This window comes from Streptomyces sp. NPDC058279 (assembly GCF_042881255.1).
Classification (GTDB): domain Bacteria; phylum Actinomycetota; class Actinomycetes; order Streptomycetales; family Streptomycetaceae; genus Streptomyces.
Genome location: NZ_JBHVYA010000007.1, coordinates 118754 through 141433 on the forward strand (window position 1 = coordinate 118754; position 22680 = coordinate 141433).

Annotated in this window: 21 protein-coding genes; 13 read left to right on the top strand and 8 right to left on the bottom strand. The window is 72.0% G+C overall.

Annotated elements, in window-relative coordinates; genetic code table 11:
* Positions 1-93: 93 nt before the first annotated feature.
* Positions 94-1080, bottom strand: a complete 987-nt coding sequence (gene rarD, locus ACFVXJ_RS15890; RefSeq protein ID WP_389662285.1) for an EamA family transporter RarD — start codon at positions 1078-1080, stop codon at positions 94-96.
* A gap of 133 nt (positions 1081-1213) precedes the next feature.
* Complete coding sequence (locus tag ACFVXJ_RS15895) at positions 1214-2071, bottom strand: SDR family oxidoreductase (RefSeq protein ID WP_389662286.1); 858 nt, start codon at positions 2069-2071, stop codon at positions 1214-1216.
* A gap of 93 nt (positions 2072-2164) precedes the next feature.
* On the opposite strand from ACFVXJ_RS15895, the gene ACFVXJ_RS15900 reads away from it, so the two are divergent.
* The gene (locus ACFVXJ_RS15900; RefSeq protein WP_389662287.1) at positions 2165-2551 is read left to right on the top strand and encodes a winged helix-turn-helix transcriptional regulator; all 387 of its coding nucleotides are present in this window, start codon (positions 2165-2167) and stop codon (positions 2549-2551) included.
* 32 nt (positions 2552-2583) lie between these two features.
* On the opposite strand, the gene ACFVXJ_RS15905 is transcribed toward ACFVXJ_RS15900, so the two are convergent.
* The 5 genes from ACFVXJ_RS15905 to ACFVXJ_RS15925 form a co-directional block, all read right to left on the bottom strand.
* Positions 2584-3657 carry a 2-oxoacid:ferredoxin oxidoreductase subunit beta gene (locus ACFVXJ_RS15905; protein WP_389662288.1) on the bottom strand — a complete coding sequence of 358 codons (1074 nt, stop codon included), beginning with the start codon at positions 3655-3657 and terminating at the stop codon, positions 2584-2586.
* Positions 3650-5599 carry a 2-oxoacid:acceptor oxidoreductase subunit alpha gene (locus ACFVXJ_RS15910; protein WP_389662289.1) on the bottom strand — a complete coding sequence of 650 codons (1950 nt, stop codon included), beginning with the start codon at positions 5597-5599 and terminating at the stop codon, positions 3650-3652. The genes ACFVXJ_RS15905 and ACFVXJ_RS15910 overlap by 8 nt, the downstream gene beginning before the upstream one ends.
* 255 nt (positions 5600-5854) lie before the next feature.
* Positions 5855-6514: a response regulator gene (locus ACFVXJ_RS15915; RefSeq protein ID WP_389662459.1), complete on the bottom strand. Its 660-nt coding sequence runs from the start codon at positions 6512-6514 to the stop codon at positions 5855-5857.
* A 191-nt stretch (positions 6515-6705) separates the two neighbouring features.
* Positions 6706-7995, bottom strand: coding sequence for a sensor histidine kinase (locus ACFVXJ_RS15920; protein ID WP_389662290.1), 1290 nt, complete (start codon positions 7993-7995; stop codon positions 6706-6708).
* Positions 7996-8327: 332 nt separating this feature from the next.
* Positions 8328-9533: a sensor histidine kinase gene (locus ACFVXJ_RS15925; RefSeq protein WP_389662291.1), complete on the bottom strand. Its 1206-nt coding sequence runs from the start codon at positions 9531-9533 to the stop codon at positions 8328-8330.
* 157 nt (positions 9534-9690) lie between these two features.
* On the opposite strand from ACFVXJ_RS15925, the gene ACFVXJ_RS15930 reads away from it, so the two are divergent.
* The 12 genes from ACFVXJ_RS15930 (at position 9691) to ACFVXJ_RS15985 (ending at position 21056) form a co-directional block, all read left to right on the top strand.
* On the top strand, positions 9691-10098 hold the full coding sequence (locus tag ACFVXJ_RS15930) for an NADH-quinone oxidoreductase subunit A (protein ID WP_136213193.1): 408 nt from the start codon (positions 9691-9693) through the stop codon (positions 10096-10098).
* Entirely contained in the window at positions 10089-10724 is a 636-nt protein-coding gene (locus ACFVXJ_RS15935) for an NADH-quinone oxidoreductase subunit B (RefSeq protein WP_389662292.1), read from the top strand. The genes ACFVXJ_RS15930 and ACFVXJ_RS15935 overlap by 10 nt, the downstream gene beginning before the upstream one ends.
* The gene (locus tag ACFVXJ_RS15940) at positions 10721-11713 is read left to right on the top strand and encodes an NADH-quinone oxidoreductase subunit C (RefSeq protein ID WP_389662293.1); all 993 of its coding nucleotides are present in this window, start codon (positions 10721-10723) and stop codon (positions 11711-11713) included. The genes ACFVXJ_RS15935 and ACFVXJ_RS15940 overlap by 4 nt, the downstream gene beginning before the upstream one ends.
* The gene (locus ACFVXJ_RS15945) at positions 11710-12678 is read left to right on the top strand and encodes an NADH-quinone oxidoreductase subunit H (protein ID WP_389662294.1); all 969 of its coding nucleotides are present in this window, start codon (positions 11710-11712) and stop codon (positions 12676-12678) included. The genes ACFVXJ_RS15940 and ACFVXJ_RS15945 overlap by 4 nt, the downstream gene beginning before the upstream one ends.
* The gene (locus ACFVXJ_RS15950) at positions 12678-13280 is read left to right on the top strand and encodes an NADH-quinone oxidoreductase subunit I (protein ID WP_361312488.1); all 603 of its coding nucleotides are present in this window, start codon (positions 12678-12680) and stop codon (positions 13278-13280) included. Before ACFVXJ_RS15945 ends, ACFVXJ_RS15950 begins: the two co-directional genes overlap by 1 nt.
* Positions 13277-13948: an NADH-quinone oxidoreductase subunit J gene (locus ACFVXJ_RS15955; RefSeq protein ID WP_389662295.1), complete on the top strand. Its 672-nt coding sequence runs from the start codon at positions 13277-13279 to the stop codon at positions 13946-13948. The genes ACFVXJ_RS15950 and ACFVXJ_RS15955 overlap by 4 nt, the downstream gene beginning before the upstream one ends.
* Positions 13948-14322 carry an NADH-quinone oxidoreductase subunit NuoK gene (gene nuoK / locus ACFVXJ_RS15960; RefSeq protein WP_389662296.1) on the top strand — a complete coding sequence of 125 codons (375 nt, stop codon included), beginning with the start codon at positions 13948-13950 and terminating at the stop codon, positions 14320-14322. Before ACFVXJ_RS15955 ends, nuoK begins: the two co-directional genes overlap by 1 nt.
* Entirely contained in the window at positions 14319-16325 is a 2007-nt protein-coding gene (locus ACFVXJ_RS15965) for an NADH-quinone oxidoreductase subunit L (RefSeq protein WP_389662297.1), read from the top strand. Before nuoK ends, ACFVXJ_RS15965 begins: the two co-directional genes overlap by 4 nt.
* A 38-nt stretch (positions 16326-16363) precedes the next feature.
* Positions 16364-17917: a NuoM family protein gene (locus ACFVXJ_RS15970; protein ID WP_389662460.1), complete on the top strand. Its 1554-nt coding sequence runs from the start codon at positions 16364-16366 to the stop codon at positions 17915-17917.
* Positions 17914-19518 (top strand): NADH-quinone oxidoreductase subunit N, encoded by a 1605-nt coding sequence (locus tag ACFVXJ_RS15975; protein WP_389662298.1) that lies wholly within the window; start codon positions 17914-17916, stop codon positions 19516-19518. The genes ACFVXJ_RS15970 and ACFVXJ_RS15975 overlap by 4 nt, the downstream gene beginning before the upstream one ends.
* 285 nt (positions 19519-19803) lie before the next feature.
* A complete protein-coding gene (htpX, locus tag ACFVXJ_RS15980; RefSeq protein WP_389662299.1) occupies positions 19804-20667 on the top strand; it encodes a zinc metalloprotease HtpX in 864 nt (287 codons plus the stop codon).
* Positions 20664-21056: a YccF domain-containing protein gene (locus ACFVXJ_RS15985; RefSeq protein ID WP_389662300.1), complete on the top strand. Its 393-nt coding sequence runs from the start codon at positions 20664-20666 to the stop codon at positions 21054-21056. Before htpX ends, ACFVXJ_RS15985 begins: the two co-directional genes overlap by 4 nt.
* A gap of 252 nt (positions 21057-21308) precedes the next feature.
* On the opposite strand, the gene ACFVXJ_RS15990 is transcribed toward ACFVXJ_RS15985, so the two are convergent.
* Positions 21309-22631 (bottom strand): APC family permease, encoded by a 1323-nt coding sequence (locus ACFVXJ_RS15990; protein ID WP_389662461.1) that lies wholly within the window; start codon positions 22629-22631, stop codon positions 21309-21311.
* Positions 22632-22680: the final 49 nt, after the last annotated feature.

Genomic DNA, 22680 nt, shown 5'->3' on the forward strand with positions numbered 1-22680 from the left:
GGTGAACGGACGATCCCCGGCACGGTGGGTCCGTGCCGGGGAGCGGGGGTGCGGTGGGGTGTGACGGGCGGGCGTTACGCGGGTTCGGGGGCGTTACGCGGGTTCCGGGGTCGGCGCCACGGCCGCGGGCGGCGTCGAATCGGAGGGCGCGGCCGTCCCGGGGGACCCGGGCGTGGCGGCTTCGAGCCGGGCCCGGTTCCGCCGCGAGGTCCGCAGCGCCTCCCAGGTCAAGATGACCAACGCGACCCAGACCAGGGAGAAGCCGGCCCAGCGCTCGGGCGGCATCGCCTCGTGGAAGTACACGACCCCCAGCCCGAACTGGAACACCGGCGCCAGGTACTGGAGCAGCCCCAGGGTGGAGAGCGGCACGCGGATCGCGGCGGCCCCGAAGCAGATCAGCGGGAGCGCCGTGACCAGGCCCGTCGAGGCGAGCAACGCGGAATGGCCGAGGTCATGGGTGGTGAAGGTCGATTCGCCCCGCACCCCGAGCCACACCAGGTACGCCAGCGCGGCCGGGAACAGCAGCGCGGTCTCGGCGGTCAACGACTCCAGGCCGCCCATGTCGAGCTTCTTCTTGATCAGCCCGTAGGCGGCGAAGGAGAAGGCGAGCACCAGCGAGATCCACGGCGGACGCCCGTACCCGACGGCGAGCACCGCGACGGCGGCGCAGCCGATGGCCACCGCCGCCCACTGGGCCCGGCGCAGCCGCTCGCCCAGGAGGAGGACGCCCAGGGCGATGGTCACGAGCGGGTTGATGAAGTAGCCGAGGCTCGCCTCGACCACCCGGCCGTGGTTGACGGCCCAGATGTAAAGGCCCCAGTTCACGCTGATCACGCAGGCGGCCGCCGCGGTCAGGCCGAGCTTGCGCGGCTGCCGCACCAGTTCGGCGATCCAGCCCCAGCGGCGCAGCGCGAGGAGCGCGACGCCCACCACGACGACGGACCACACCATGCGGTGGGCGAGGATCTCGATCGCCCCGGACGGCTTGAGGAGCGGCCAGAACAGGGGGACCAGCCCCCACATCCCATATGCGCCGAATCCGTAGAGCAAACCCGTGCGCTGCTCGTTGTCCGCCTTCACGGGCCCTCCAGTGCGACTTCCGGCCAATCTCACAACTTCACGACCGTAGCGCCGCAGCGCGTGGATGTCATGTCCGTCAGCGCGAGATACTCATGACACATCCGAGAGCTTGTGGAGCCGAAGCCGAGCGGACTCAGGCCAGGGCCGAGGCGATGGCCCGGGCGACGGGGGTGGTGGGCCGCCCGATCAGCCGGGACAGGTCGCCGTTCGCCCCGGCCAGTCGGCCGCGCGCGATCGCCGCGTCCACGTCGACCAGGATCGCCGCGAACGGCTCGGGCACCCCGGCGCCGGTGAGGACGTCCAGGTGGGCGTCGGCGGGGAGCGCCGCGTACGCGACCTCGCGGCCGGACTGCCCGGCCACCTCGGCCGCGTACTCCTCCAGGCTCCAGGCGGTGTCGCCCGAGAGTTCGTAGACCCGGTTCAGGTGCCCCTCGCCGGTCAGCACTGCCGCGGCGGCCGCCGCGTAGTCGGCCCGCGCGGCGGAGGCGATCCGGCCGTCCCCGGCGCTGCCCACGACCGCGCCGTGCTCCAGGACGACGGGGAGCTGGGCGGTGTAGTTCTCGTGGTACCAGCCGTTGCGGAGGAAGGTGTACGGCAGCCCGGAGTCGAGGATCACCTGCTCGGTGACCTTGTGCTCGGCGGCCAGCTCGAAGTCCGCGTCGGGGCCGCCGAGGATGCCGGTGTAGGCGAGCTGCGCGACGCCCGCCGCCTTCGCGGCCTCGATCACGGCGGTGTGCTGCGGGACGCGGCGCCCGACCTCGCTGCCGGAGATCAGCAGGACCCGGTCGCCCGCGGTGAAGACGCCGGCGAGGCTCGCCGGGTCGTCGTAGTCGGCGACGCGTACGTCGACGCCCCGCGCGGCGAGGTCGGCGGCCTTCTCCTCGTTCCGGACGAGGACGGCGATCCGGTCGGCCGGAACCCGCTCCAGCAGGTCCGCGACGACCAGCCGGCCGAGGGCTCCGGTGGCTCCGGTGACGACGATGCGGCTCATGACGGCTCTCCTTCGTGCGACGTTCGCTTGTGTCACTACCGTATGGAGAGCGCTAACTTTTGGGAAGTACCCACTTTGAAGTAAGGTGCTGGTATGGACGTAAGGGCAGAGACGAGTGCGGACGTAAGTGTGAAGGCCCCGATGTGCCCGTCGCGCGGGGTGTTGGAGCACGTGACCAGCCGTTGGGGCGTCCTCGTCCTCGCGGCCCTCGTCGAGCGGCCGTACCGGTTCGCCGAACTGCGCCGGGAGGTGGGCGGCGTCAGCGAGAAGATGCTCACCCAGACCCTGCGGACCCTGGAACGCGACGGCTTCCTGCTGCGCCGGGCGTATCCGGTGATACCGCCGCGCGTCGACTACTCGCTCACCGACCTCGGCCGCGAGGCGGCCGAACAGGTCTGGGCGCTCGCCCGCTGGACCGAGCGGCGGACCTCGGACGTCCAGGCGGCCCGGGCCCGCTACGACGAAGCCCGGACTCCCTGACGGGATCCGGGCCTCTCGCGGGGGGCGGCGGATCAGCCGACCACCGTCCAGGTGTCGTTGCCCGTCAGGAGGGCGCCGAGGTCGCCCTTGCCGCGCTGGTCGATCGCGGTGTCGAGCTGGTCGGCCATGAGGGTGTCGTAGACCGGCCGGTCGATGTCGCGGAAGACGCCGATGGGCGTCCGGTGCAGCGTGTCGGGGTCGGCGAGCCGGGAGAGGGCGAAGGCGGTGGTCGGGCTCGCCGCGTGCGCGTCGTGGACCAGGACGCGCGCCTCGTTCTCCGGCGTGACGGTGACGACCTCCAGGTCGCCGGTGGTCTGGTCGCGGACCACGCCCTTGTGGCCCTCGGCGCCGAAGCGGATCGGCTTCCCGTGTTCGAGACGGATGACCGCCTCCTGGGCCTGCTCCTGGTCCTTGAGGACCTCGAAGGCGCCGTCGTTGAAGATGTTGCAGTTCTGGTAGATCTCGATGAGGGCGGTGCCCTGGTGGTCGGCCGCCTGGCGCAGGACCTCGGTGAGGTGCTTGCGGTCGGAGTCGACGGTGCGGGCGACGAAGGACGCTTCGGCGCCGAGCGCGAGGGAGACCGGGTTGAAGGGGGCGTCGAGGGAGCCCATCGGGGTGGACTTGGTGATCTTGCCGACCTCTGAGGTGGGCGAGTACTGGCCCTTGGTCAGACCGTAGATCCGGTTGTTGAAGAGCAGGATCTTCAGGTTGACGTTGCGGCGCAGGGCGTGGATCAGGTGGTTGCCGCCGATCGACAGGGCGTCCCCGTCGCCCGTGACGACCCACACGGACAGGTCCCGGCGGGAGGTGGCCAGGCCGGTGGCGATGGCGGGGGCACGGCCGTGGATGGAGTGCATCCCGTACGTGTTCATGTAGTAGGGGAAGCGGGAGGAGCAGCCGATGCCCGAGACGAAGACGATGTTCTCCTTCGCCAGCCCCAGCTCGGGCATGAAGCCCTGCACGGCGGCGAGGACGGCATAGTCACCACACCCCGGACACCAGCGGACCTCCTGGTCCGACTTGAAGTCCTTCATCGACTGCTTGGCCTGCGCCTTGGGCACCAGCGACAGCAGCGACGGGGTCGGCGCGTCGGTCACGTCAGTCATTGATGGCCTCCTTGAGAACCGTCGCGAGCTGTTCCGCCTTGAAGGGCATGCCGTTGACCTGGTTGTACGACTGGGCGTCCACCAGGTACTTCGCCCGGATCAAGGTGGCCAGCTGCCCGAGGTTCATCTCCGGCACCACTACCTTGTCGTAACGCTTCAGGACCTCCCCGAGATTTCCGGGGAACGGGTTGAGGTGGCGCAGGTGGGCCTGGGCGACGGGGAGACCGGCGGTGCGCAGCCGGCGGACGGCGGCGGTGATGGGGCCGTACGTGGAGCCCCAGCCCAGGACGAGCGTGCGGGCCCCGTCCGGGTCGTCGACCTCCAGGTCCGGGACGGCGATCCCGTCGATCTTCGCCTGGCGGGTGCGGACCATGAAGTCGTGGTTGGCCGGGTCGTAGGAGATGTTGCCCGAGCCGTCCTGCTTCTCGATGCCGCCGATGCGGTGTTCGAGTCCGGGGGTGCCGGGCAGCGCCCAGGGGCGGGCCAGGGTCTCCGGGTCCCGCTTGTAGGGCCAGAACACCTCGGTGCCGTCGGCGAGGGTGTGGTTGGGTCCCGTGGCGAAACGGGTCCGCAGGTCGGGCAGGTCGGCGACCTCCGGGATCCGCCAGGGCTCGGAGCCGTTGGCGAGGTAGCCGTCGGAGAGCAGGAAGACCGGCGTGCGGTAGGTCAGCGCGATCCGCGCCGCGTCCAGGGCGGCGTCGAAACAGTCGGCCGGGGTGCGGGGGGCGACGATCGGCACCGGCGCCTCGCCGTTGCGCCCGTACATCGCCTGGAGCAGGTCGGCCTGCTCCGTCTTGGTCGGCAGACCCGTGGAGGGGCCGCCGCGCTGGATGTCCACGATCAGCAGCGGCAGTTCCAGGGAGACCGCCAGGCCGATGGTCTCGGACTTGAGCGCGACACCGGGGCCGGAGGTGGTGGTCACCGCGAGGGCGCCGCCGAAGGCCGCGCCGAGGGCCGCGCCGATGCCGGCGATCTCGTCCTCCGCCTGGAAGGTCCGCACGCCGAAGTTCTTGTGCTTGCTCAGCTCGTGCAGGATGTCCGAGGCCGGGGTGATCGGGTACGAGCCGAGGTAGAGCGGGAGATCGGCCTGCTGACCTGCGGCGATGAGGCCGTAGGCGAGGGCCAGGTTCCCGGAGATGTTGCGGTAGGTGCCCGTCGGGAACGCGCGGGTGGCGGGGGCGACCTCGTAGGAGACCGCGAAGTCCTCGGTCGTCTCGCCGAAGTTCCAGCCGGCCCGGAACGCCGTCACGTTCGCCTCGGCGATGTCCGGCTTCTTCGCGAACTTCTGCCGCAGGAAGTTCTCCGTGCCCTCGGTCGGCCGGTGGTACATCCACGACAGGAGGCCCAGCGCGAACATGTTCTTGCTCCGCTCGGCCTCCTTCCGCGAGAGACCGAAGTCCTTGAGCGCCTCCACCGTCAGCGTCGTCAGCGGCACCGGGTGGATGTTGTACGCGGAGAGGGAACCGTCCTCCAGCGGGGAGGTCTCGTAACCCACCTTCGCCATCGGCCGCTTCGTGAACTCGTCCGTATTGATGATGATCTCCGCGCCGCGCGGCACATCGGCGATGTTCGCCTTGAGGGCCGCGGGATTCATCGCCACCAGCACGTTCGGCGCGTCGCCGGGCGTCAGGATGTCGTGGTCCGCGAAATGCAGCTGGAACGAAGAGACACCCGGGAGGGTGCCCGCGGGCGCCCTGATCTCGGCCGGGAAGTTCGGCAGCGTCGAGAGGTCGTTGCCGAACGACGCCGTCTCAGAGGTGAAGCGGTCGCCGGTGAGTTGCATGCCGTCACCCGAGTCACCGGCGAAACGGATGATCACACGGTCCAGACGGCGGATCTCCTTGCCGCCCCCACCTGGTCGGGGCAGCGTGCGCTGCTCGCCGACCACGGTCTCTCCGGCCCCGTCGGCCTGCTCGGCTGGGCTACTGACCTGGCTGGTCACTGAACTGGACCTCCTTCGAGGCGGGCGTTCGCTCCCAAGGTCAACCCTACGTCCGTCAGGTCTCTCGTCCCTGGGCCGCCCGTATTCTGGACCGTCGTTTCGAGGACGGTCTGTCCGACAGACGCCGTGCATTACGCGAATATGCCAAACGGTCGACGGTGCTGCCCCGGATACCGGCCGGCGCGTCGATGGAGGCGCGCCGACCCGTGCCGGCTGACCGCGCCGACCCGTCCCGGCTGACAAGGTGTCAGTCGATCAGGACTTCAGATAGGTGAGAACCGCCAGTACGCGCCGGTGATCCCCGTCACTGGGGGACAGGCCGAGCTTCATGAAGATGTTGCCGACGTGCTTCTCGACCGCCCCGTCGCTCACCACGAGCTGCTTGGCCACCGCCGAATTGGTGCGCCCCTCGGCCATCAGCCCCAGCACCTCGCGCTCGCGCGGCGTCAGGCCCGCGAGCACGTCCTGCTTCCGGCTGCGGCCGAGCAACTGGGCGACCACCTCGGGGTCCAGGGCGGTGCCGCCCCGGGCCACGCGCACCACGGCGTCGAGGAACTCCCGCACCTCGGCCACCCGGTCCTTCAACAGGTACCCCACGCCGGTAGTGGAACCGGCCAGGAGTTCGGTGGCGTACTGCTCCTCCACGTACTGCGACAGCACCAGGACACCTATCCCGGGGTGGTCGCGGCGCAGTCGCACGGCGGCCCGGATCCCCTCGTCGGTGTGCGTCGGCGGCATCCGTACGTCGGCGACGACCACGTCGGGCAGCGCACCCTCGGCGTCCAGCTCCGCCACCGTCTTGATCAGGGCCTCCGCGTCCCCGACGCCCGCGACGACGTCATGCCCCCGGTCGGTCAACAGCCGGGTCAGGCCCTCACGGAGCAGCACTGAATCCTCGGCGATGACCACCCGCACCCTGTCTTCCACGACTCAGCAGCTCCCGCGTCCACTCGTACCCGTGACCCCGGTGATCCCGGCTGGGCCAAGCATCCCAGCCCGATGGCCCGGAACAGGGGAGTCCGGGCCAAGTGGGGGTGATCGGGGGCGATCGGGGGCCGATCCGGGCCACCGGTGCTGTGGCCGGCCGGAGGCGTCCGGTCACGGCGCTACGCGCGCCAGGGCACCTCGGCCGTCACGGTGGTGCCGCCGCCGAGGGGGGAGTCGACGACCAGCGTCCCGTCCACCGCGTCGAGCCGTCCGGCGAGTCCCGCGAGCCCCGACCCCGCCCGCGCGTCCGCACCGCCCCGGCCGTCGTCGGACACCTGGAGCAGCAGCCGGTCGCCCGCCCGCCACACCTCCACGCTCGCGGTATGGGCCCCCGCGTGCTTGCTGATGTTCTGCAGCAGCTCGGAGACCGTGAAGTACGCGATCCCCTCGACCGAGGCCGACGGCCGCTCCGGCAGCTCCACCGCCACCGCCACCGGTACCGCACACCGCGCGGCCACCGACGACAGCGCCGCGTCCAGTCCCCGGTCGGTGAGGACGGCCGGATGGATGCCGCGCGCCAGGTCCCGCAGCTCCTGGAGGGCGACCTTCACCTCACCGTGCGCCTCGTCCACCATCCGGGCGGCGCCGTGCGGGTCCTCGGCCAGCTTCTCCTTGGCCAGACCCAGATCCATGGCCAGCGCCACCAGGCGGGCCTGCGCCCCGTCGTGCAGGTCCCGCTCGATGCGGCGCAGGTCGGCGGCGGCCGTGTCGACGACCGCGCCCCGGTCCGACTCCAGCTCGCTGACCCGGCTGTCCAGCCGGGACGGTCCGAGGAGGGACGTCACGAGCACGCGGTCGACGGTGGTCAGCGCGCGGATCACCCAAGGCGTGGTCAGGGTGAGGGCGAGGCCGCAGACGGCGGCGCCGGCGACGGCCGCCGGGGTGTCCAGGGTGAAGGAGTAGCTGTCGTTCTGGAACACGACCAGGCCGCTCCGGTCGGTGAAGGTCGGGAAGATCCAGAACCAGAGCGGGTAGAGCAGCATGGACCAGCCGCACACCCAGAACACCAGTGCCACGGTGAACCCGAACACCGCCCAGGGGAAGTGCAGCACCGGGTACAGGGCGTGCCGCCACGCGCTCCCGCTCTTGAGCACGGCCCCCACGGCGGGGAACATCCCCGGCTTACGAGCCCGGATCGGCGCCGGCTCCCCGACCTTCCCGCCCAGCAACCCCCGCACCCGGGCCCGCTCGACCCGACCGAAACCCCGGCCCATCGCGAGCACCCCGGCCAGCACGGGCACCCCGAGGAAGGTGACCAACAGCCCGGCGCCGAGGCTCAGCCCGGTGACGGTGAGCCCGAAGTACAGCACGCTCAGCGGAAACCCGGTGATCAGGTACCCGAACTCCCGCCACGTCCGCCCCGCCACGGGCGCCCGCACCACTCGCCCGACCCCACTGCCCTCACCCATGTCCCCGCCCTTCGCGTCTTTCCGATACCCCCACCCTGCCGCCGCCCCCACCCCCGAACCATCCGGCACGTGGGCCTCCCGCCCGGGGGGTTAACCCCACCCCCACTTCAGCCTGGCGGGGCCACTCCGTCCTCGCCGGGCAAACCCAGCCTCGCGGCGCCGATCCAGCCCTGCTGGGCAAATCCACCCCCGCCGGGCCCGATCCAGCCTCGCCGACGTTTGAGGCGTGGGGCCCGGGGCGGAGCCCCGTAAGGCCCGGCGCAGCCGGGACCGCTTCGCGCAACGGCGCCGCACCCACGCCCCCGAACCCCCGAAACCGGCGGAGCCCCCCGCTACACCGCGCGGTCGCGCCACGGCAGCTCCGCCGTCACCACCGTCCCCCCACCCTCCGGCGAGTCCACCAGGAAGACCCCGTCCACCGCCCCCACCCGCTCCGCGAGCCCCGCCATCCCAGACCCACCCCCGGCCAGGGGATCCGCTCCGCCCCGCCCGTCGTCCGACACCCGGATCAGCAGCCGCCCCGCACCCCGGCCCCCCGGCCGCCCCGTTCCCGCCCGCCACACCTCGACACTCGCGCCCGTCGCCCGCGCGTGCTTGCTCACGTTCTGCAGCAGCTCCGACACCACGAAGTACGCGATCCCCTCGATCGCCGCCGCCGGCCGCCCCGGCAGGTCCACCGCCACCTTCACCGGCACCACGCACCGCGACGCCAACGACGACAGCGCCGCGTCCAGCCCCCGGTCCGTCAGCACCGCCGGGTGGATCCCCCGTGCGAGGTCCCGCAGCTCCTGGAGGGCGATCTTCACCTCCCCGTGCGCCTCGTCGACCATCGCCGCCGCCGCGTCCGGGTCCTCCAGCACCTTCTCCTTCGCCAGGCCCAGCCCCATGGCCAACGCCACCAGCCGCGCCTGCGCCCCGTCGTGCAGGTCCCGTTCGATCCGCCGCAGGTCCGCCGCCGCCGTGTCGACGACCACGCCCCGGCCGGACTCCAGCTCCGCGATGCGCCGCTCCAGCCCGTCGGACGGCGACAGGAGACCCCGTACCATCGCCCGGTCCACGAGGGCCAGGCCGCGCACCAACCACGGCAACACCGGCCACAGCACGAACAGCCCCACCAGCGCCATACTGAAAGTCAGCACCGCCCACGGCAGTCGGACCAGCGCGTACAGCACGGTCCGCCAGGCCACCGGATCCTTGACGCTCGTCCACAGCCAGGGGAAGAACCCACCGGACCGCCGCGGCCCCGGCAGCGGTGTGGGCTCGTCCACGCGGACCCCCAGCAGTGCCCGCGCCCGCGCGCGCTCCGGCTTCCCGAGCTGCCGCGCGCCCCACAGGCCACCGGCGAGCAACGGCAGTCCGACGGCGGTCACGGACAGCCCAGCCATCGCCGCAACCATGACAACCATGTAAACAAAACCGATCAACGCCACCGGCAGATTGCTCAGCAGGTACGCGATCTCCTTCCACGTCGAGACGTCGAAGGCGCCCCGGACGCGGGGAGGACGGTCGTCATCAAGGGTGTGGCTGCTCGCGGTCATGCGGCACAGCGTGCCAAGTGCGCAGCCCGGATGCCATGGGGTGGCCCGCCCGCAGTGAACGGGGGATAACCCCACCCGCTGTGGCCCAGGCTCTAGACTCCCGTGCGTACCAGATCATCCAGATCGTCGACAGTGGCCGAGGAGCGAGGAAACGGACGTGCCCGACCCAACGGTATCGACCGTAAACGTGCTCGCGGCGGACTACTTCCGAAGCTATTCGGTCGTCGGACTGCTCGCCGTACTCGGCGTGCTCTTCGTCGCCGTGGCCTTCGGCGCCGGCCGCCTGCTGCGGCCCGTGGTCCCGACCCCCGAAAAGCTGCTGACGTACGAATGCGGTGTGGACCCGGTGGGCGAGGGCTGGGCCCACACCCAGGTCCGCTACTACGTGTACGCGTTCCTCTACGTCATCTTCGCCGTCGACTCGATCTTCCTCTTCCCGTGGGCGACGGTCTTCGCCGCCGCCGGTTACGGCGCCACGACGCTCGTGGAGATGTTCGTCTTCCTGGGCTTCCTGGCCGTCGGCCTGCTCTACGCGTACAAGAAGGGCGTCCTCGAATGGACGTGACACCGGACGTGACACCGGGCATGACGCCGGACCTGCCACCGGCCGCGACCACCCCGGAGTTCCTCCCGGAGCCGAAGCGGCTCGGAGTGCTCTCCCGGCTGGCCCCCGAACCCATGAAGGTGGTCCTCAACTGGGGACGCCGGTACAGCCTGTGGGTCTTCAACTTCGGCCTCGCCTGCTGCGCGATCGAGTTCATCGCCGCGTCGATGGCCCGGCACGACTTCATCCGGCTCGGCGTCATCCCGTTCGCGCCCGGCCCCCGCCAGGCCGACCTGATGATCGTCTCCGGGACCGTCACGGACAAGATGGCCCCGGCCGTCAAGCGGCTCTACGAGCAGATGCCGGAGCCGAAGTACGTGATCTCCTTCGGCGCCTGTTCCAACTGCGGGGGACCGTACTGGGACTCGTACGCGGTGACGAAGGGCGTCGACCAGATCATCCCCGTCGACGTCTACGTCCCCGGCTGTCCGCCGCGCCCCGAGGCGCTGCTCCAGGGCATCCTCAAGCTCCAGGAGAAGATCGCCCGGGAGTCGCTCGCCGACCGCTACGCCACCGCCGGCTCGTCGGTCGCGCAGCTCACCAGCGGCCTCGTCGCACCGCCCGCCGCCGAGGGGGCGGCGAAGTGAACCTCTACGACACCCTGCCCGACGGCGCCCCGACGGTGTTCGGGGCCGAGGCCGTGGGCTCGTTCGCGTACGACGTCCTCACGGTCGACGTGCCCGTCGGGTCCTGGATCGCCGCGTTGGAGATCGCCCGCGACAAGCTGGGCTGCACCTACTTCGACTGGCTGAGCGCGGTGGACGAGCCGGGCACCGGCTTCCGGATCTGCGCGCACGTCGTCGCGCTGGAGGGCCACCGCGTACGTCGCCTGCTGCTGCGGACGACGGTTCCGCACGCGGCGCCGTCGCTGCCGTCGGCGGTCGCGGTCTACGCGGGCGCGGAATGGCACGAGCGCGAGACCTTCGAGATGTTCGGGGTGACCTTCACCGACCACCCGCACCTCGTGCCGCTGCTGCTGCCGGAGAACTTCGAGGGACACCCGCTGCGCAAGGACTTCGTCCTGGCGGCGCGCGTGGCCAAGGCGTGGCCGGGCGCGAAGGAGCCGGGCGAGGCCCACGACCCGGACGCGCCGAAGCGGCGGCAGATGCTGCCGCCGGGCGTGCCCGACCCGAACGAGTGGGGCCCGCTCAAGGGCCAGCTGCCCCCGGCCCCGGCCCGCCCGGCCCGCACCCCCCGCGCCGCCGCCGCGCGCGAGGGCGCCCCGGTCCGCCGCACCCGCTCGGTCGCCGAAGGCTCCGCCGGCCAGGCGCCCATGGAGGAGACCCCGCCCCCGCGTCCGGCCCGGCGTACCCGTTCGGTGTCGGAGGGCTCGGCGAGCCAGGCGACCCCGCCGGCAGAGGCCGCTCCGACCGAGGCCGCTCCGGCTCAGCCCGCTCCCGCCGAGCCCGCGACGGAGGCGACGACCCCCGCCGCGAAACCGCCGGCCAGGCGCGACGCCCCGTGGCACGACCCGAAGCCGGCCTTCGACGACCCGGCCCCGACCGCGGAGCCGGCCGCCCGCCCCGACACCACCAGCCCGAACACCCCCGACCCCCACGATGGAGGCGACGCGTGAACGACGTACTCGACGTCGCCCTGCGCCTGGTCCTCGTCTTCGCCGTCTTCCTCGTGCTCCCGCTCGTCGTCGGCCAGACCGAGCACAAGGTCATGGCCCACATGCAGGGCCGCCTCGGCCCCATGTACGCCGGCGGCTTCCACGGCTGGGCGCAGCTCGTCGCGGACGGCGTGAAGTTCGCACAGAAGGAAGACATCGTCCCGGCCAACGCCGACCGGCGGATCTTCCAGCTCGCGCCCGCCGTCGCGCTGCTCCCGTACCTCCTGGTCCTGGTGGTGATCCCGCTCGGCCCCGGCACCGGCGCCGTCGGCCAGGTCATCGACGCCGGTCTCTTCTTCGCGCTCGCCGTCATGGGCGTCGGCGTACTGGGCAGCCTGATGGCCGGCTGGGCGTCCGCGAACAAGTTCTCCCTGCTCGGCGGCCTGCGCACCGCCGCCCAGCTCCTCGCCTACGAACTGCCGATGCTGCTCGCGGCCGCCTCGGTCGCCATGGCCGCCGGGACCGTGTCCCTGCCCGGCATCCTCGAATCGTTCCACTGGTGGTGGCTGCCCTGGCAGATCATCGGCGCCGTCGTCTTCTTCACCGCCGGCCTCGCCGAGCTCCAGCGGCCCCCCTTCGACATGCCCGTCGCCGACTCCGAGATCATCTTCGGCGCGTACACCGAGTACACGGGCCTGCGCTTCGCGCTGTTCCTGCTCGCCGAGTACGCGGGCATCGTCGTCCTCTGCGCCCTGACCACGGTCCTCTTCCTCGGCGGCTGGCACGGCCCGTTCGGCGCCGACGGCCTCGGCTGGGTGTGGACCCTCCTCAAGGTCGCGATCCTCGCCTTCGGTGTGATCTGGCTCCGTGTGAGCTACCCGCGACTGCGCGAGGACCAGTTGCAGAAGCTGGCGTGGACCGTGCTCATCCCCCTCGCGCTCGTCCAGATCGCGCTCACCGGCATCGTGAAGGTGGCGATCCAGTAATGCCCCCCATCCCCGGATCCGGCCTCGCCAAGGGGCTGGCCGTCACCCTGCGCACGATGACGAAGCGCTCGCACACGGCCCAGTACCCCGAGGTGCAGCCCGAACTCCCGCCCCGCTCGCGCGGGGTCATCGGCCTGTTCGAGGAGAACTGCACGGTCTGCATGCTGTGCGCCCGTGAGTGCCCCGACTGGTGCATCTACATCGACTCCCACAAGGAGACGGTGCCGGCCGCGGCCCCCGGCGGCCGCGAGCGCAGCCGCAACGTCCTCGACCGCTTCGCCATCGACTTCTCCCTCTGTATGTACTGCGGCATCTGCATCGAGGTGTGCCCCTTCGACGCCCTGTTCTGGTCGCCGGAGTTCGAGTACGCGGAGACGGACATCCTGGAACTCACCCACGAGCGCGACAAGCTCCGCGAGTGGATGTGGACCGTGCCCGCCCCGCCCGCCCTCGACCCGGCAGCCGAGGAGCCGAAGGAAGTCGCCGCCGCCCGCAAGGCGGTGGAGAAGGCCGAGGCCGCCGCCGCGGCGGCCACCGCGCCGACCAGCACCGAGCCCACCGCCGGGCCGGCCACCGACAGCACGCCGGAGGCAGACGCGTGAGCCCCGCCGCCCACATCCTGGCCACGACCCACGCGCCGGCCACGACGGCGGGACCGGGCTTCCTGTCCCCGACCGGCGTGGAGATCGCCTTCGTCCTGGTCGGCCTCGCCACCCTCGGCGCGGCCGCCATCACCGTCACCACCAAGCAGCTCGTGCACGCCGCCCTGTGGCTGGTCGTCGCGCTCGGCGGGATCGCCGTCGAGTACCTGCTGCTGACCGCCGAGTTCATCGCCTGGGTGCAGGTGCTGATCTACCTCGGTTCCGTGGTCGTCCTCCTCCTCTTCGGGTTGATGCTCACCAAGGCCCCCATCGGGCCCTCACCGGACGCCGACTCCCGCAACCGCCCGGTCGCCCTCGGCGTCGCGACGGTCGCCGCCGCCGCGCTCGTCTGGGTCGTCGTCGATGCCTTCCGTACCACCTGGATCGACCTCGACGGGCCCGTCCAAGGCTCGACGAAGGTCTCCGGCGAGATCCTCTTCCGGCACTGGGTGCTGCCCTTCGAGGCGCTCTCCGTCCTCCTCCTCGCCGCCCTGATCGGTGCCATCGTGCTCTCCCGCAGGACCGACCCGGCCGACCCCGACCGCGACGCCGTCGCCTCCCGCCCCACCGGCCCCCGAGCCACCGGCCCCCGAGCCACCGGCCGCGCCACCGAGAAGGGGCCGCGCTGATGCACCTCGCCTACCCCGCCGTGCTCGCGGCGCTGCTGTTCTGCACGGGCCTGTACGGAGTGCTCGCCCGCCGCAACGCCATCCTCGTCCTGATGTCCGTCGAGCTGATGCTCAACGCCGTCAACCTCAACCTGGTGGCCTTCGACATCTGGCTGCGCGACACCCTGCACGCCGGCCAGGCCCTCACCCTCTTCACGATCGCCATCGCCGCCGCCGAGATCGGCATCGGCCTCTCGATCGTGCTGATGGTGTATCGCAACCGGGGCAGCTCCGACATCGACCGGCTGCGCGACACCGCCGAAGGCCACGAACCGCCCCCGGCCACCCCCGACTCCTCCACCGCCGCGAACCAGCAGAGCGAGGTCACCGCGTGAGCACCACGACCCTCGCGGTCCTCGTCCCCGTCCTCCCCTTCCTGGCCGCGGTCGCCGGACTCCTCTTCGGCCGCCGGGCCCCCGGCTTCGTCCGGCCGCTCGCCGTACTCCCGACGCTGGCCGCCGCCGTCCTCGCCGTCCTCGTCGCCGTCCGCCAAGGCGGCGGCCAGGCCATCGAAACGGCGACCGAGCTGACTCCGACCGGCTCCGTGCCGATCGACCTCTCCCTCGACATCGACGGCTTCGCCGCGCTGGTCGCCGTCCTCGTCGGGGTCGTCGCCACCTGCGTGCAGATCTACTCGACGGCCTACCTCCGCGACGACCCGCGCTACCCCTCCTACGCCGCCCTGGTCTCCCTGTTCACCTCCGCCATGCTGCTCGTCGTCTACTCCGGCGACCTGATGGTGCTGCTGGTCGGCTGGGAGGTCATGGGCATCTGCTCCTACTTCCTGGTCGGCCACTACTGGGAGACCGAGGCGGCCCGCTCCGCCTCCCTCAAGGCCTTCCTCGTCACCAAGCTCGGCGACGTGCCCTTCCTCATCGGCCTGTTCGCGCTCGCCGCCGACGCCGGCTCCTTCCGGATCACCAAGATCCTGGGCGCCGTCGCCTCCGGCGACCTGAACCACCCGACGCTGATCGCCCTGCTCCTGCTGGCCGGCGTGGCGGGCAAGTCCGCGCAGTTCCCGCTACATACCTGGCTCCCCGACGCGATGGCGGGCCCCACCCCGGTCTCCGCACTCATCCACGCGGCCACGATGGTCGCCGCCGGCATCTACTTCGTCGCCCGCCTCCTCCCCGTCTTCGCGGCCTCCCGCGCCGCGCTGATGGTCATGGCCGTCATGGCGGCCCTCACGATGGTCGGCTCGGCCCTGGCCGCCCTGGCGCAGGACGACATCAAACGCGTCCTCGCCTACTCCACCATCGGCCAGCTCGGCTACATGACCGGCGCCCTGGCCGTCGGCGACCGTGCCGCCGCCGTCTTCCACCTCCTCTCCCACGGCGCCTTCAAGGCGCTCCTCTTCCTCGGCGCGGGCGTCATCATCCACGCCGCCGGGACGAACTCCCTGGCCGCCATGTCCCGGATGGACGGCCTGGCCAAGCGCATCCCCGACGCCTTCTGGACCATGACGATCGCGCTCCTCGCGCTCGCCGCGATCCCGCCCTTCGCCGGCTTCTTCTCCAAGGAAGCCGTCCTCGTCGCCGCCGAACACACCGCCGGCGGCCACTCCGAGTTCGCGCCCGCCGCCGCCGGCTGGATCGTGCTCACCGCCGGCGTGCTGACCGCCCTGCTCACCGCCGCCTACGCCACCCGCCTGTGGCTGATGGCCTTCCACGGCCGGGGCGCCGCCGCCCCCGACCACGGCCGGGAACCCCTCGCCATGACCGGCGTGCTGTGGCTGCTGGCGATCCCGTCGATCGGCTTCGGCCTCGCCGCCGGACCGATCGCCGACTGGTTCGACGGCCGCGCACTCACCCCGACCCTGACGACCTCCCTCCTCGGCACCGGCGCCGCGCTCATCGGAGCCCTGCTCACCTACGGCCTGTGGCAGCGCGCCACCGCCAAGGCCGCCGCCGGCGCGGGCCTGGCCGCGACCGGAGTGCCCGCCGCTGCCGCAGCCGCGGAGTCGGCCGCCGAGACCCCCGAGGTCGCCGAGGTCACCCACGACCACCCCACCGTGCCCGCCGGGCCGGCCCCCGACCCCGGCAAGGCCCTCCTCGGCCCCCTGCACCGCCACGCCGCCGACGGCTTCCACCTCGACGCCGTCTACGACCGGCTCTTCGTCCGCCCCGTCCGCGGCGCCGCGAGCCTGGTCCGCTTCCTCGACCGCGAGGTGGTGGACACGTACGTCCGCGGCGCGGGCACCGGCCCCCGGCTGCTCGGCGGTCTCGTACGCCGGGCCCAGACCGGCAACCTGCAGAGCTACCTGAGCGCCCTGCTCGCCGGCGCCGTGGTCCTGGCCATCGCCACCGCCGTCATCGCCAACGTCAACGCCGGATCGTGAGCCGTGAGCCAGCCGTGATTGATATCAGCCCGTCCGTGATGCAGTTCCTTCTGGCGTTCATCGTGGCCGCACCGCTCCTCGGCGCCGTCGCGGCCCTGCTGCCCGCCCCGCCCGGGCTCAAGGGAAAGAGCCCCGAACAGGCCGTGCTGCGCCACGGCGTGACCGTGACCGGCGTGATCCTCGCCGCGGCGATCGCCCTCGCCGTGGGCTTCGACCAGGACACCCCGTCCCGCTTCCAGGCGACGACGGACATCAGTTGGATCCAGGCGCTGAACATCCGGATCCACCTCGGCGTCGACGGCATCTCGCTCCCCCTCCTCCTGATGACCGCGCTGCTGTTCTTCCTCTGCGCGCTCTACAGCTACTTCAAGCTGCCCGACGGCCCCTCCCCGAAGGCGTTCGTCGCACTGCTCCTGGTCCTCGAGTCCGGCACCCTCGCGACCTTCGCCGTCCTCGACCTGCTGCTGTTCTTCCTCGCCTTCGAGATGGTCCTCATCCCGATGTACTTCCTCATCGCCCGCTGGGGCGGTGCTCAGCGGCAGGCCGCCGCCTGGAAGTTCATCCTCTACACCCTCCTCGGGTCCGTGGTCATGCTGCTCGGTCTGCTGCTGATCGGACTGAACAGCGGCACATTCGACATGGTGGCACTCGCCTCTGACAACGGCCGCGGGCTGACCCACACCACCCAACTGCTGGCCGTCCTCGCCATCGGCATCGGCCTCGCCGTGAAGACCCCGATGTGGCCGCTGCACAGCTGGCTCCCGGACGCCCACACGGCCGCGCCCACCGTCGGCTCGGTCCTGCTGGCGGGCGTACTGCTCAAGATGGGCACGTACGGGTTCGTGCGCATCCTGCTCCCCGTCACCCCCGAGGGCATGCAGACCTTCGCCCCCTACCTCGGGGCGTTCGCCGCCATCGGCATCGTCTACGGGTCCCTCGCCTGCCTCGCGCTGACCCGCAAGGGCAACAAAGGCGACCTCAAGCGCCTCATCGCGTACTCCTCCGTCGGCCACATGGGCTTCGTGCTCCTCGGCATCGCGTCCATGACCCCCACCGGCGTCAACGGCGCGCTCTTCGCCAACATCGCCCACGGCCTGATCACCGGCCTGCTCTTCTTCCTGGTCGGTGCGCTCAAGGACCGCCACGGCACCGCCGATCTCGACACCCTCGCCGGAGCCACCGGCGCCGCCCTCTACGGCCGCGCCCCCCGCCTCGGCGCGCTGCTCGCCTTCGCCGCCGTCGCCTCGCTCGGCCTGCCCGGCCTGGCCGGCTTCTGGGGCGAGATGCTGGCCCTGTTCGGCGCGTTCGACCCGGCCGCGGGCCTGTCCCGCCCGGCCTTCCTCACCTACATGGCCGTCGGCGCCTTCGGCACCCTGCTCACCGCCGCATACCTTCTGATCGTCGTACGACGGGTGTGCATGGGCGACCCCAAGCAGGGCCCCGCCGTCGCCCTCGCCGACGTCCAGCGCTACGAGTTCGCCGCCTGGACGCCGCTCGTCGCCCTCACCGTCCTCGCCGGCCTGTGGCCCGCCGTCCTCCTCGGCCTCACCGATCCGGCCGTCCAGAAGCTCCTCGCAGGAGGCAACTCATGACGGTCCTGTCCGTCGCGGCCGCCCCGGCCCCAGGCCCGGCCGCGCCGAGCCTCGTCCAGTCCGTCGACTGGCTTGCGATCACACCCGTCCTGATCCCCGCCGCCGTCGCCCTGGTCGTCCTGGTCGCCGACCTCTTCCTGGCGCCGAAGCACAAGCCGCTCCTCGGCTGGCTCTCCGTGGCCGGACTCGCCGTCGCGACCGCCACCCTGCTGCCGCTGCGCGCCGGCGACCGCGCCACCTTCTGCCTCACCGGCGACGCCGCCGCGTGCAGCTACACCGCCGACCACTTCACGCTCGTCATCCAGTTCCTCGTCCTGGCCGGCGCCCTGGTCACGGCCCTGCTGTCGATCACCGCCGTCCACGAGTCGCGCATGCCCGCCGGCGAATACTGGTTCCTGCTGCTCTCCTCCGCCGCCGGCGCGGCCCTGCTGCCCGCCGCCCGCGACCTCGCCACCCTCATCGTCGCCCTCGAAGTCGCCTCACTGCCCGCCTTCGCGCTCGTCGGCATGCGCCGCGGCGACCGGCTCTCCTCCGAGGCCGCCCTCAAGTTCTTCCTGTCCTCGGTCACCGCCACGGCCGTGTCCCTGCTCGGCGTCAGCTTCGTCTACGCCGCCACCGGCACCCTGCACCTCACCCAGGTCGCCGACCGCCTCGAAGACGTCCCCGCGCAGCTCGACACCCTCGCCATGGCCGGCGTCGCCCTCACCCTCGTCGGCTTCGCCTTCAAGACGGCCGCGGTCCCCTTCCACTTCTGGGTCCCCGACACGTACGTCGGCGCGCCCCTGCCCATCGCCGGCTACCTGTCGGTGGTCGGCAAGGCCGTCGGCTTCACCGGCCTGATCCTCGTCACGGTCGTCGCCTTCCCCGCGTACTCCGCCGTCTGGGGCCCGGCGCTGGCGGTCCTCGCCGCCCTCACCATGACCGTCGGCAACGTCGCCGCCCTCCGCCAGGCCGCCGACCGCCCGAACAGCGCCGTCCGGCTGCTCGCCTGGTCCTCGGTCGGACAGGCCGGCTACCTGCTGGTGCCGATCGCCGCCGCCGCGTACGCGGAGCGCGACCAGATCGGGTCCACCGTCGCCTACGCGCTCATGTACGGAGCCGTGAACCTGGGCGCCTTCGCCGTGGCCGCGGTGGTGGCCCGGACGAAGCCGCTGCACCGGATCGACGACTACCGCGGCCTGTACGCCGAGCGCCCGCTGACCGCCCTCGCGCTGGCCTTCTTCCTGCTCTGCCTGGCCGGCCTGCCACCGGGCATCATCGGCCTCTTCGCCAAGGTCACCGTCTTCCGGTCGGCGGTGGACGCGGGCCTGGGCTGGCTGGCCGTGGTCATGGCGATCAACGTGGTCATCGCCCTGTACTACTACCTGCGGTGGACGGCCCTGCTCTTCCGCCCCGCAGCCACCGAGGCCGTACCGACCGGGACCGCACCGATCTCGGCCGTACCGACCGGGGCCGTGCCCGCCGGCGGAGTCCCCGCCGTGGTCACTGCCCCCTGGCCGGTCACCGTCGCGATCCTGCTCACCGGTGTCACCGCGCTCGTCCTCTCGGGTGCGCCGCAACTGGTGCTGCGCTTCGCGTCGGGCAGCCTCTTCCCGCAGTAGCCGTACGTCGGCGCCTCCGCGGCAGCGGCTACGCCGGTCGGCGCTTCCCCGCGGTAGCCCGGACGGAGCAACGCCCCAGGTCGCCCCCCACCGGCCCCCCGAGGGCGGGGGCGGCCCCCCGAGGGCGGGGGCGGCCCCCCGAGGGCGGGGGCGGGGGCGCGGCCCCGGGAACCTGGCGCGTTCACCTCGCGTTGACCAGGAAGGGAGGGTCCACTGGACCGGAAGACCCTCCGTTCCACACCACCTGGACGGGTTCCCCCTGCCGCACCATTTGGAGGGCGTACCGTGCACCGCCGGCACAACGGGCTGAAGACCGCCGTACTCCTCGGCGGGCTGTCGGCACTCATCATCGTCATCGGAAGCTTCTTCGGGCGCGGCGGTCTGATCATCGCCGTCCTCATCGCCCTCGGGACGAACGCGTACGCGTACTGGAACAGCGACAAGCTGGCTCTACGCGCGATGCGCGCCCGTCCCGTCAGCGAGTTCGAGGCGCCCGCGCTATACCGCATGGTGCGCGAACTCTCGACCTCCGCGCGCCAGCCCATGCCCCGGCTCTACATCTCGCCCACCGAAGCCCCCAACGCCTTCGCCACCGGCCGCAATCCCCGCAACGCCGCCGTGTGCTGCACCGAAGGCATCCTGCGCATCCTCGACGAACGCGAGCTGCGCGGCGTCATCGGCCACGAACTGAGCCATGTCTACAACCGGGACATCCTCATCTCCTCGGTCGCCGGAGCCCTCGCCTCCGTGATCATGTTCCTGGTGAACTTCGCCTGGCTGATCCCGGTCGGCCGCTCCGACGACGACGAGGGGCCGGGCCTCCTCGGCATGCTGCTGATCATGATCCTGGGTCCGCTGGCCGCCTCCGTCATCCAGCTCGCCATCAGCCGCTCGCGCGAATACGAGGCGGACGCCTCCGGTGCCCAGCTGACCGGGGACCCGTTGGCCCTGGCCGGCGCCCTGCGCAAGCTCGACGCGGGCACCAAGCAGCTCCCGCTGCCGCCCGAGCCCCGACTGGAGACGGCGAGCCACATGATGATCGCCAACCCCTTCCGTCCGGGCGAAGGGCTCTCCAAGATGTTCTCGACGCACCCCCCGATGGCCGAGCGCATCGCCCGGCTCGAACAGATGGCAGGCAGGACCCAGTGAAGACCATTCTGAACGTCATATGGCTCGTACTCAGCGGCGTCTGGCTGTTCCTGGGCTACTGCCTCGCCGGGCTGATCCTCTGCGTCACCATCATCGGCATCCCCTTCGGGATCGCCGCCTTCCGCATCGCGCTGTACGCCCTCTGGCCCTTCGGCTACACCACGGTCGAGCGCCGCGACGCGGGCGCCGCGTCCTGCGTCGGCAACGTGCTCTGGCTCGTCCTGGCCGGCTGGTGGCTGGCCATCGGCCACATCGTCACGGGCCTCGCCCTGTGCGTGACGATCATCGGCATCCCGTTCGGCATCGCCAACTTCAAGATGGTGCCGCTCTCCCTGCTGCCGCTGGGTCGCGAGATCGTCCCGACGGACGCCCCCTTCACCTCCCGCTGACGGGTCGGCGCAGGTCAGGGCGATTGTCAGTGGGGTGGTCCACCATGAACACATGAACGAGACCAAGCAGACCAGGCAGTTGCCACAGCAAGCACCCCACCGGCGAACCAACTCCGCGCAGACGTCCGGGAAGTCCTGTGGAAGGCCCGCACGCGCCCTGCCGGAAGCCGGTACGCCCTCCCGCGCCGACCGCATAGGCGGTCGCTCCCGGCCGCGCCCGCCGCCCCTGTGCACCGCACACCTGACCCGTCCTCATATGCCGTGCCGACGCCGCCTCCGCGCGGCGTAGCCGACCGCGCCCGCCCCCAGCACCGCCGCCCCCGCGACCGCCGACGCGACGGGCAGCGCGCAGGCGAGCAGCACACAGCCGGCCAGTCCGACCGCTGCCCCGGCCCGGTCCTTGACACCTGAATCCAGAGTCCACGCGGAGGCGTTCGCGATCGCGTAGTAGACCAGCACTCCGAAGGAGGAGAAACCGATCGCTCCCCGCAGATCGGTGGTCGCGGCGAGCACCGCCACCACGGTGCCCACCGCGAGCTCCGCGTGGTGCGGCACCCGACGCCGGGGATGTACGGCGGCCAGCACCCGCGGCAGATGGCCGTCCCGGGCCATCGCCAGGCTGGTGCGCGACACCCCGAGCACCAGGGCCAACAGCGAGCCCAAGGCGGCCAAGGCCGCACCCACCCGGACCACAGGGGCAAGCCCGGACCACCCCGCGGCGCGCACGGCATCGACCAACGGGGCAGTGGACCGCGCCAGCGCCGCACCGCCCAGCACCGACAGGACCGCCACCGCCACGGCGGCATACACCAGCAGGGCGATGCCCAACGCGATCGGCACGGCGCGCGGGATCGTCCGCTCCGGATCACGCACCTCCTCGCCCAAGGTGGCGATCCGGGCATAGCCGGCGAAGGCGAAGAACAGCAGCCCGGCGCCCTGCAACAGCCCGGCCACGCCTCCCCACTGCCCACCTCCCCACTGGCCGCCTCCCCACGGCCCGTCGGCCGCCGGGCCGGCACCGAGCCGCGCCGGGTCCGCCGCGCCGGAGGCCAGACAGACGGCCACCACCCCGGCCAGCACCACCAGCACCGTCGCCACGATCACCCGGGCGATCCCGGCCGACTTCCGCACACCGCCGTAGCTCGCGGCGGTCAGCGCCACTACCGCCGCCACGGCCACTACATGCCGCTGCCCCGGCCACAGGTACGCCCCCACGGTCAGTGCCATCGCCGCGCACGAGGCCGTCTTGCCGACGACGAAGCCCCAGCCGGCCAGATATCCCCAGAACGGGCCGAGCCGCTCGCGCCCGTACACGTACGTGCCGCCGGAGGAGGGGTACCGGGCGGCGAGCCGCGCGGAGGACCGTGCGTTGCAGTACGCCACGATGCCCGCCAACCCGAGCGCGGTGAGCAGCGCGCCGCCCGCCGGGCCCGCCGCGCGGGCGGCCGGGGCGAGCGCCGCGAAGATCCCGGCACCCACCATCGCGCCCAGCCCGACCACGACGGCGTCGAAGACACCGAGCGTGCGCTTCAACTCCGCGTCGTGCGGCGGCTTCTGCGCCGGTGCGTCACCCATCGGCGAGTCGGTCCCGGGCAGTGCCTCGGGCAGGCCGTCTCTGGGCAAA

Bases quoted from the DNA above. Each gene is read 5' to 3' on its own strand.
- ACFVXJ_RS15900 (WP_389662287.1), top strand. From the start codon at position 2,165: ATGGACGTAAGGGCAGAGACGAGTGCGGACGTAAGTGTGAAGGCCCCG.
- ACFVXJ_RS15925 (WP_389662291.1), bottom strand. From the start codon at position 9,533: ATGACCGCGAGCAGCCACACCCTTGATGACGACCGTCCTCCCCGCGTC.
- ACFVXJ_RS15905 (WP_389662288.1), bottom strand. From the start codon at position 3,657: ATGACTGACGTGACCGACGCGCCGACCCCGTCGCTGCTGTCGCTGGTG.
- ACFVXJ_RS15920 (WP_389662290.1), bottom strand. From the start codon at position 7,995: ATGGGTGAGGGCAGTGGGGTCGGGCGAGTGGTGCGGGCGCCCGTGGCG.
- ACFVXJ_RS15935 (WP_389662292.1), top strand. From the start codon at position 10,089: ATGGACGTGACACCGGACGTGACACCGGGCATGACGCCGGACCTGCCA.
- ACFVXJ_RS15950 (WP_361312488.1), top strand. From the start codon at position 12,678: ATGCCCCCCATCCCCGGATCCGGCCTCGCCAAGGGGCTGGCCGTCACC.
- ACFVXJ_RS15970 (WP_389662460.1), top strand. From the start codon at position 16,364: ATGCAGTTCCTTCTGGCGTTCATCGTGGCCGCACCGCTCCTCGGCGCC.
- ACFVXJ_RS15975 (WP_389662298.1), top strand. From the start codon at position 17,914: ATGACGGTCCTGTCCGTCGCGGCCGCCCCGGCCCCAGGCCCGGCCGCG.
- nuoK (WP_389662296.1), top strand. From the start codon at position 13,948: ATGCACCTCGCCTACCCCGCCGTGCTCGCGGCGCTGCTGTTCTGCACG.
- ACFVXJ_RS15895 (WP_389662286.1), bottom strand. From the start codon at position 2,071: ATGAGCCGCATCGTCGTCACCGGAGCCACCGGAGCCCTCGGCCGGCTG.
- ACFVXJ_RS15990 (WP_389662461.1), bottom strand. From the start codon at position 22,631: ATGGGTGACGCACCGGCGCAGAAGCCGCCGCACGACGCGGAGTTGAAG.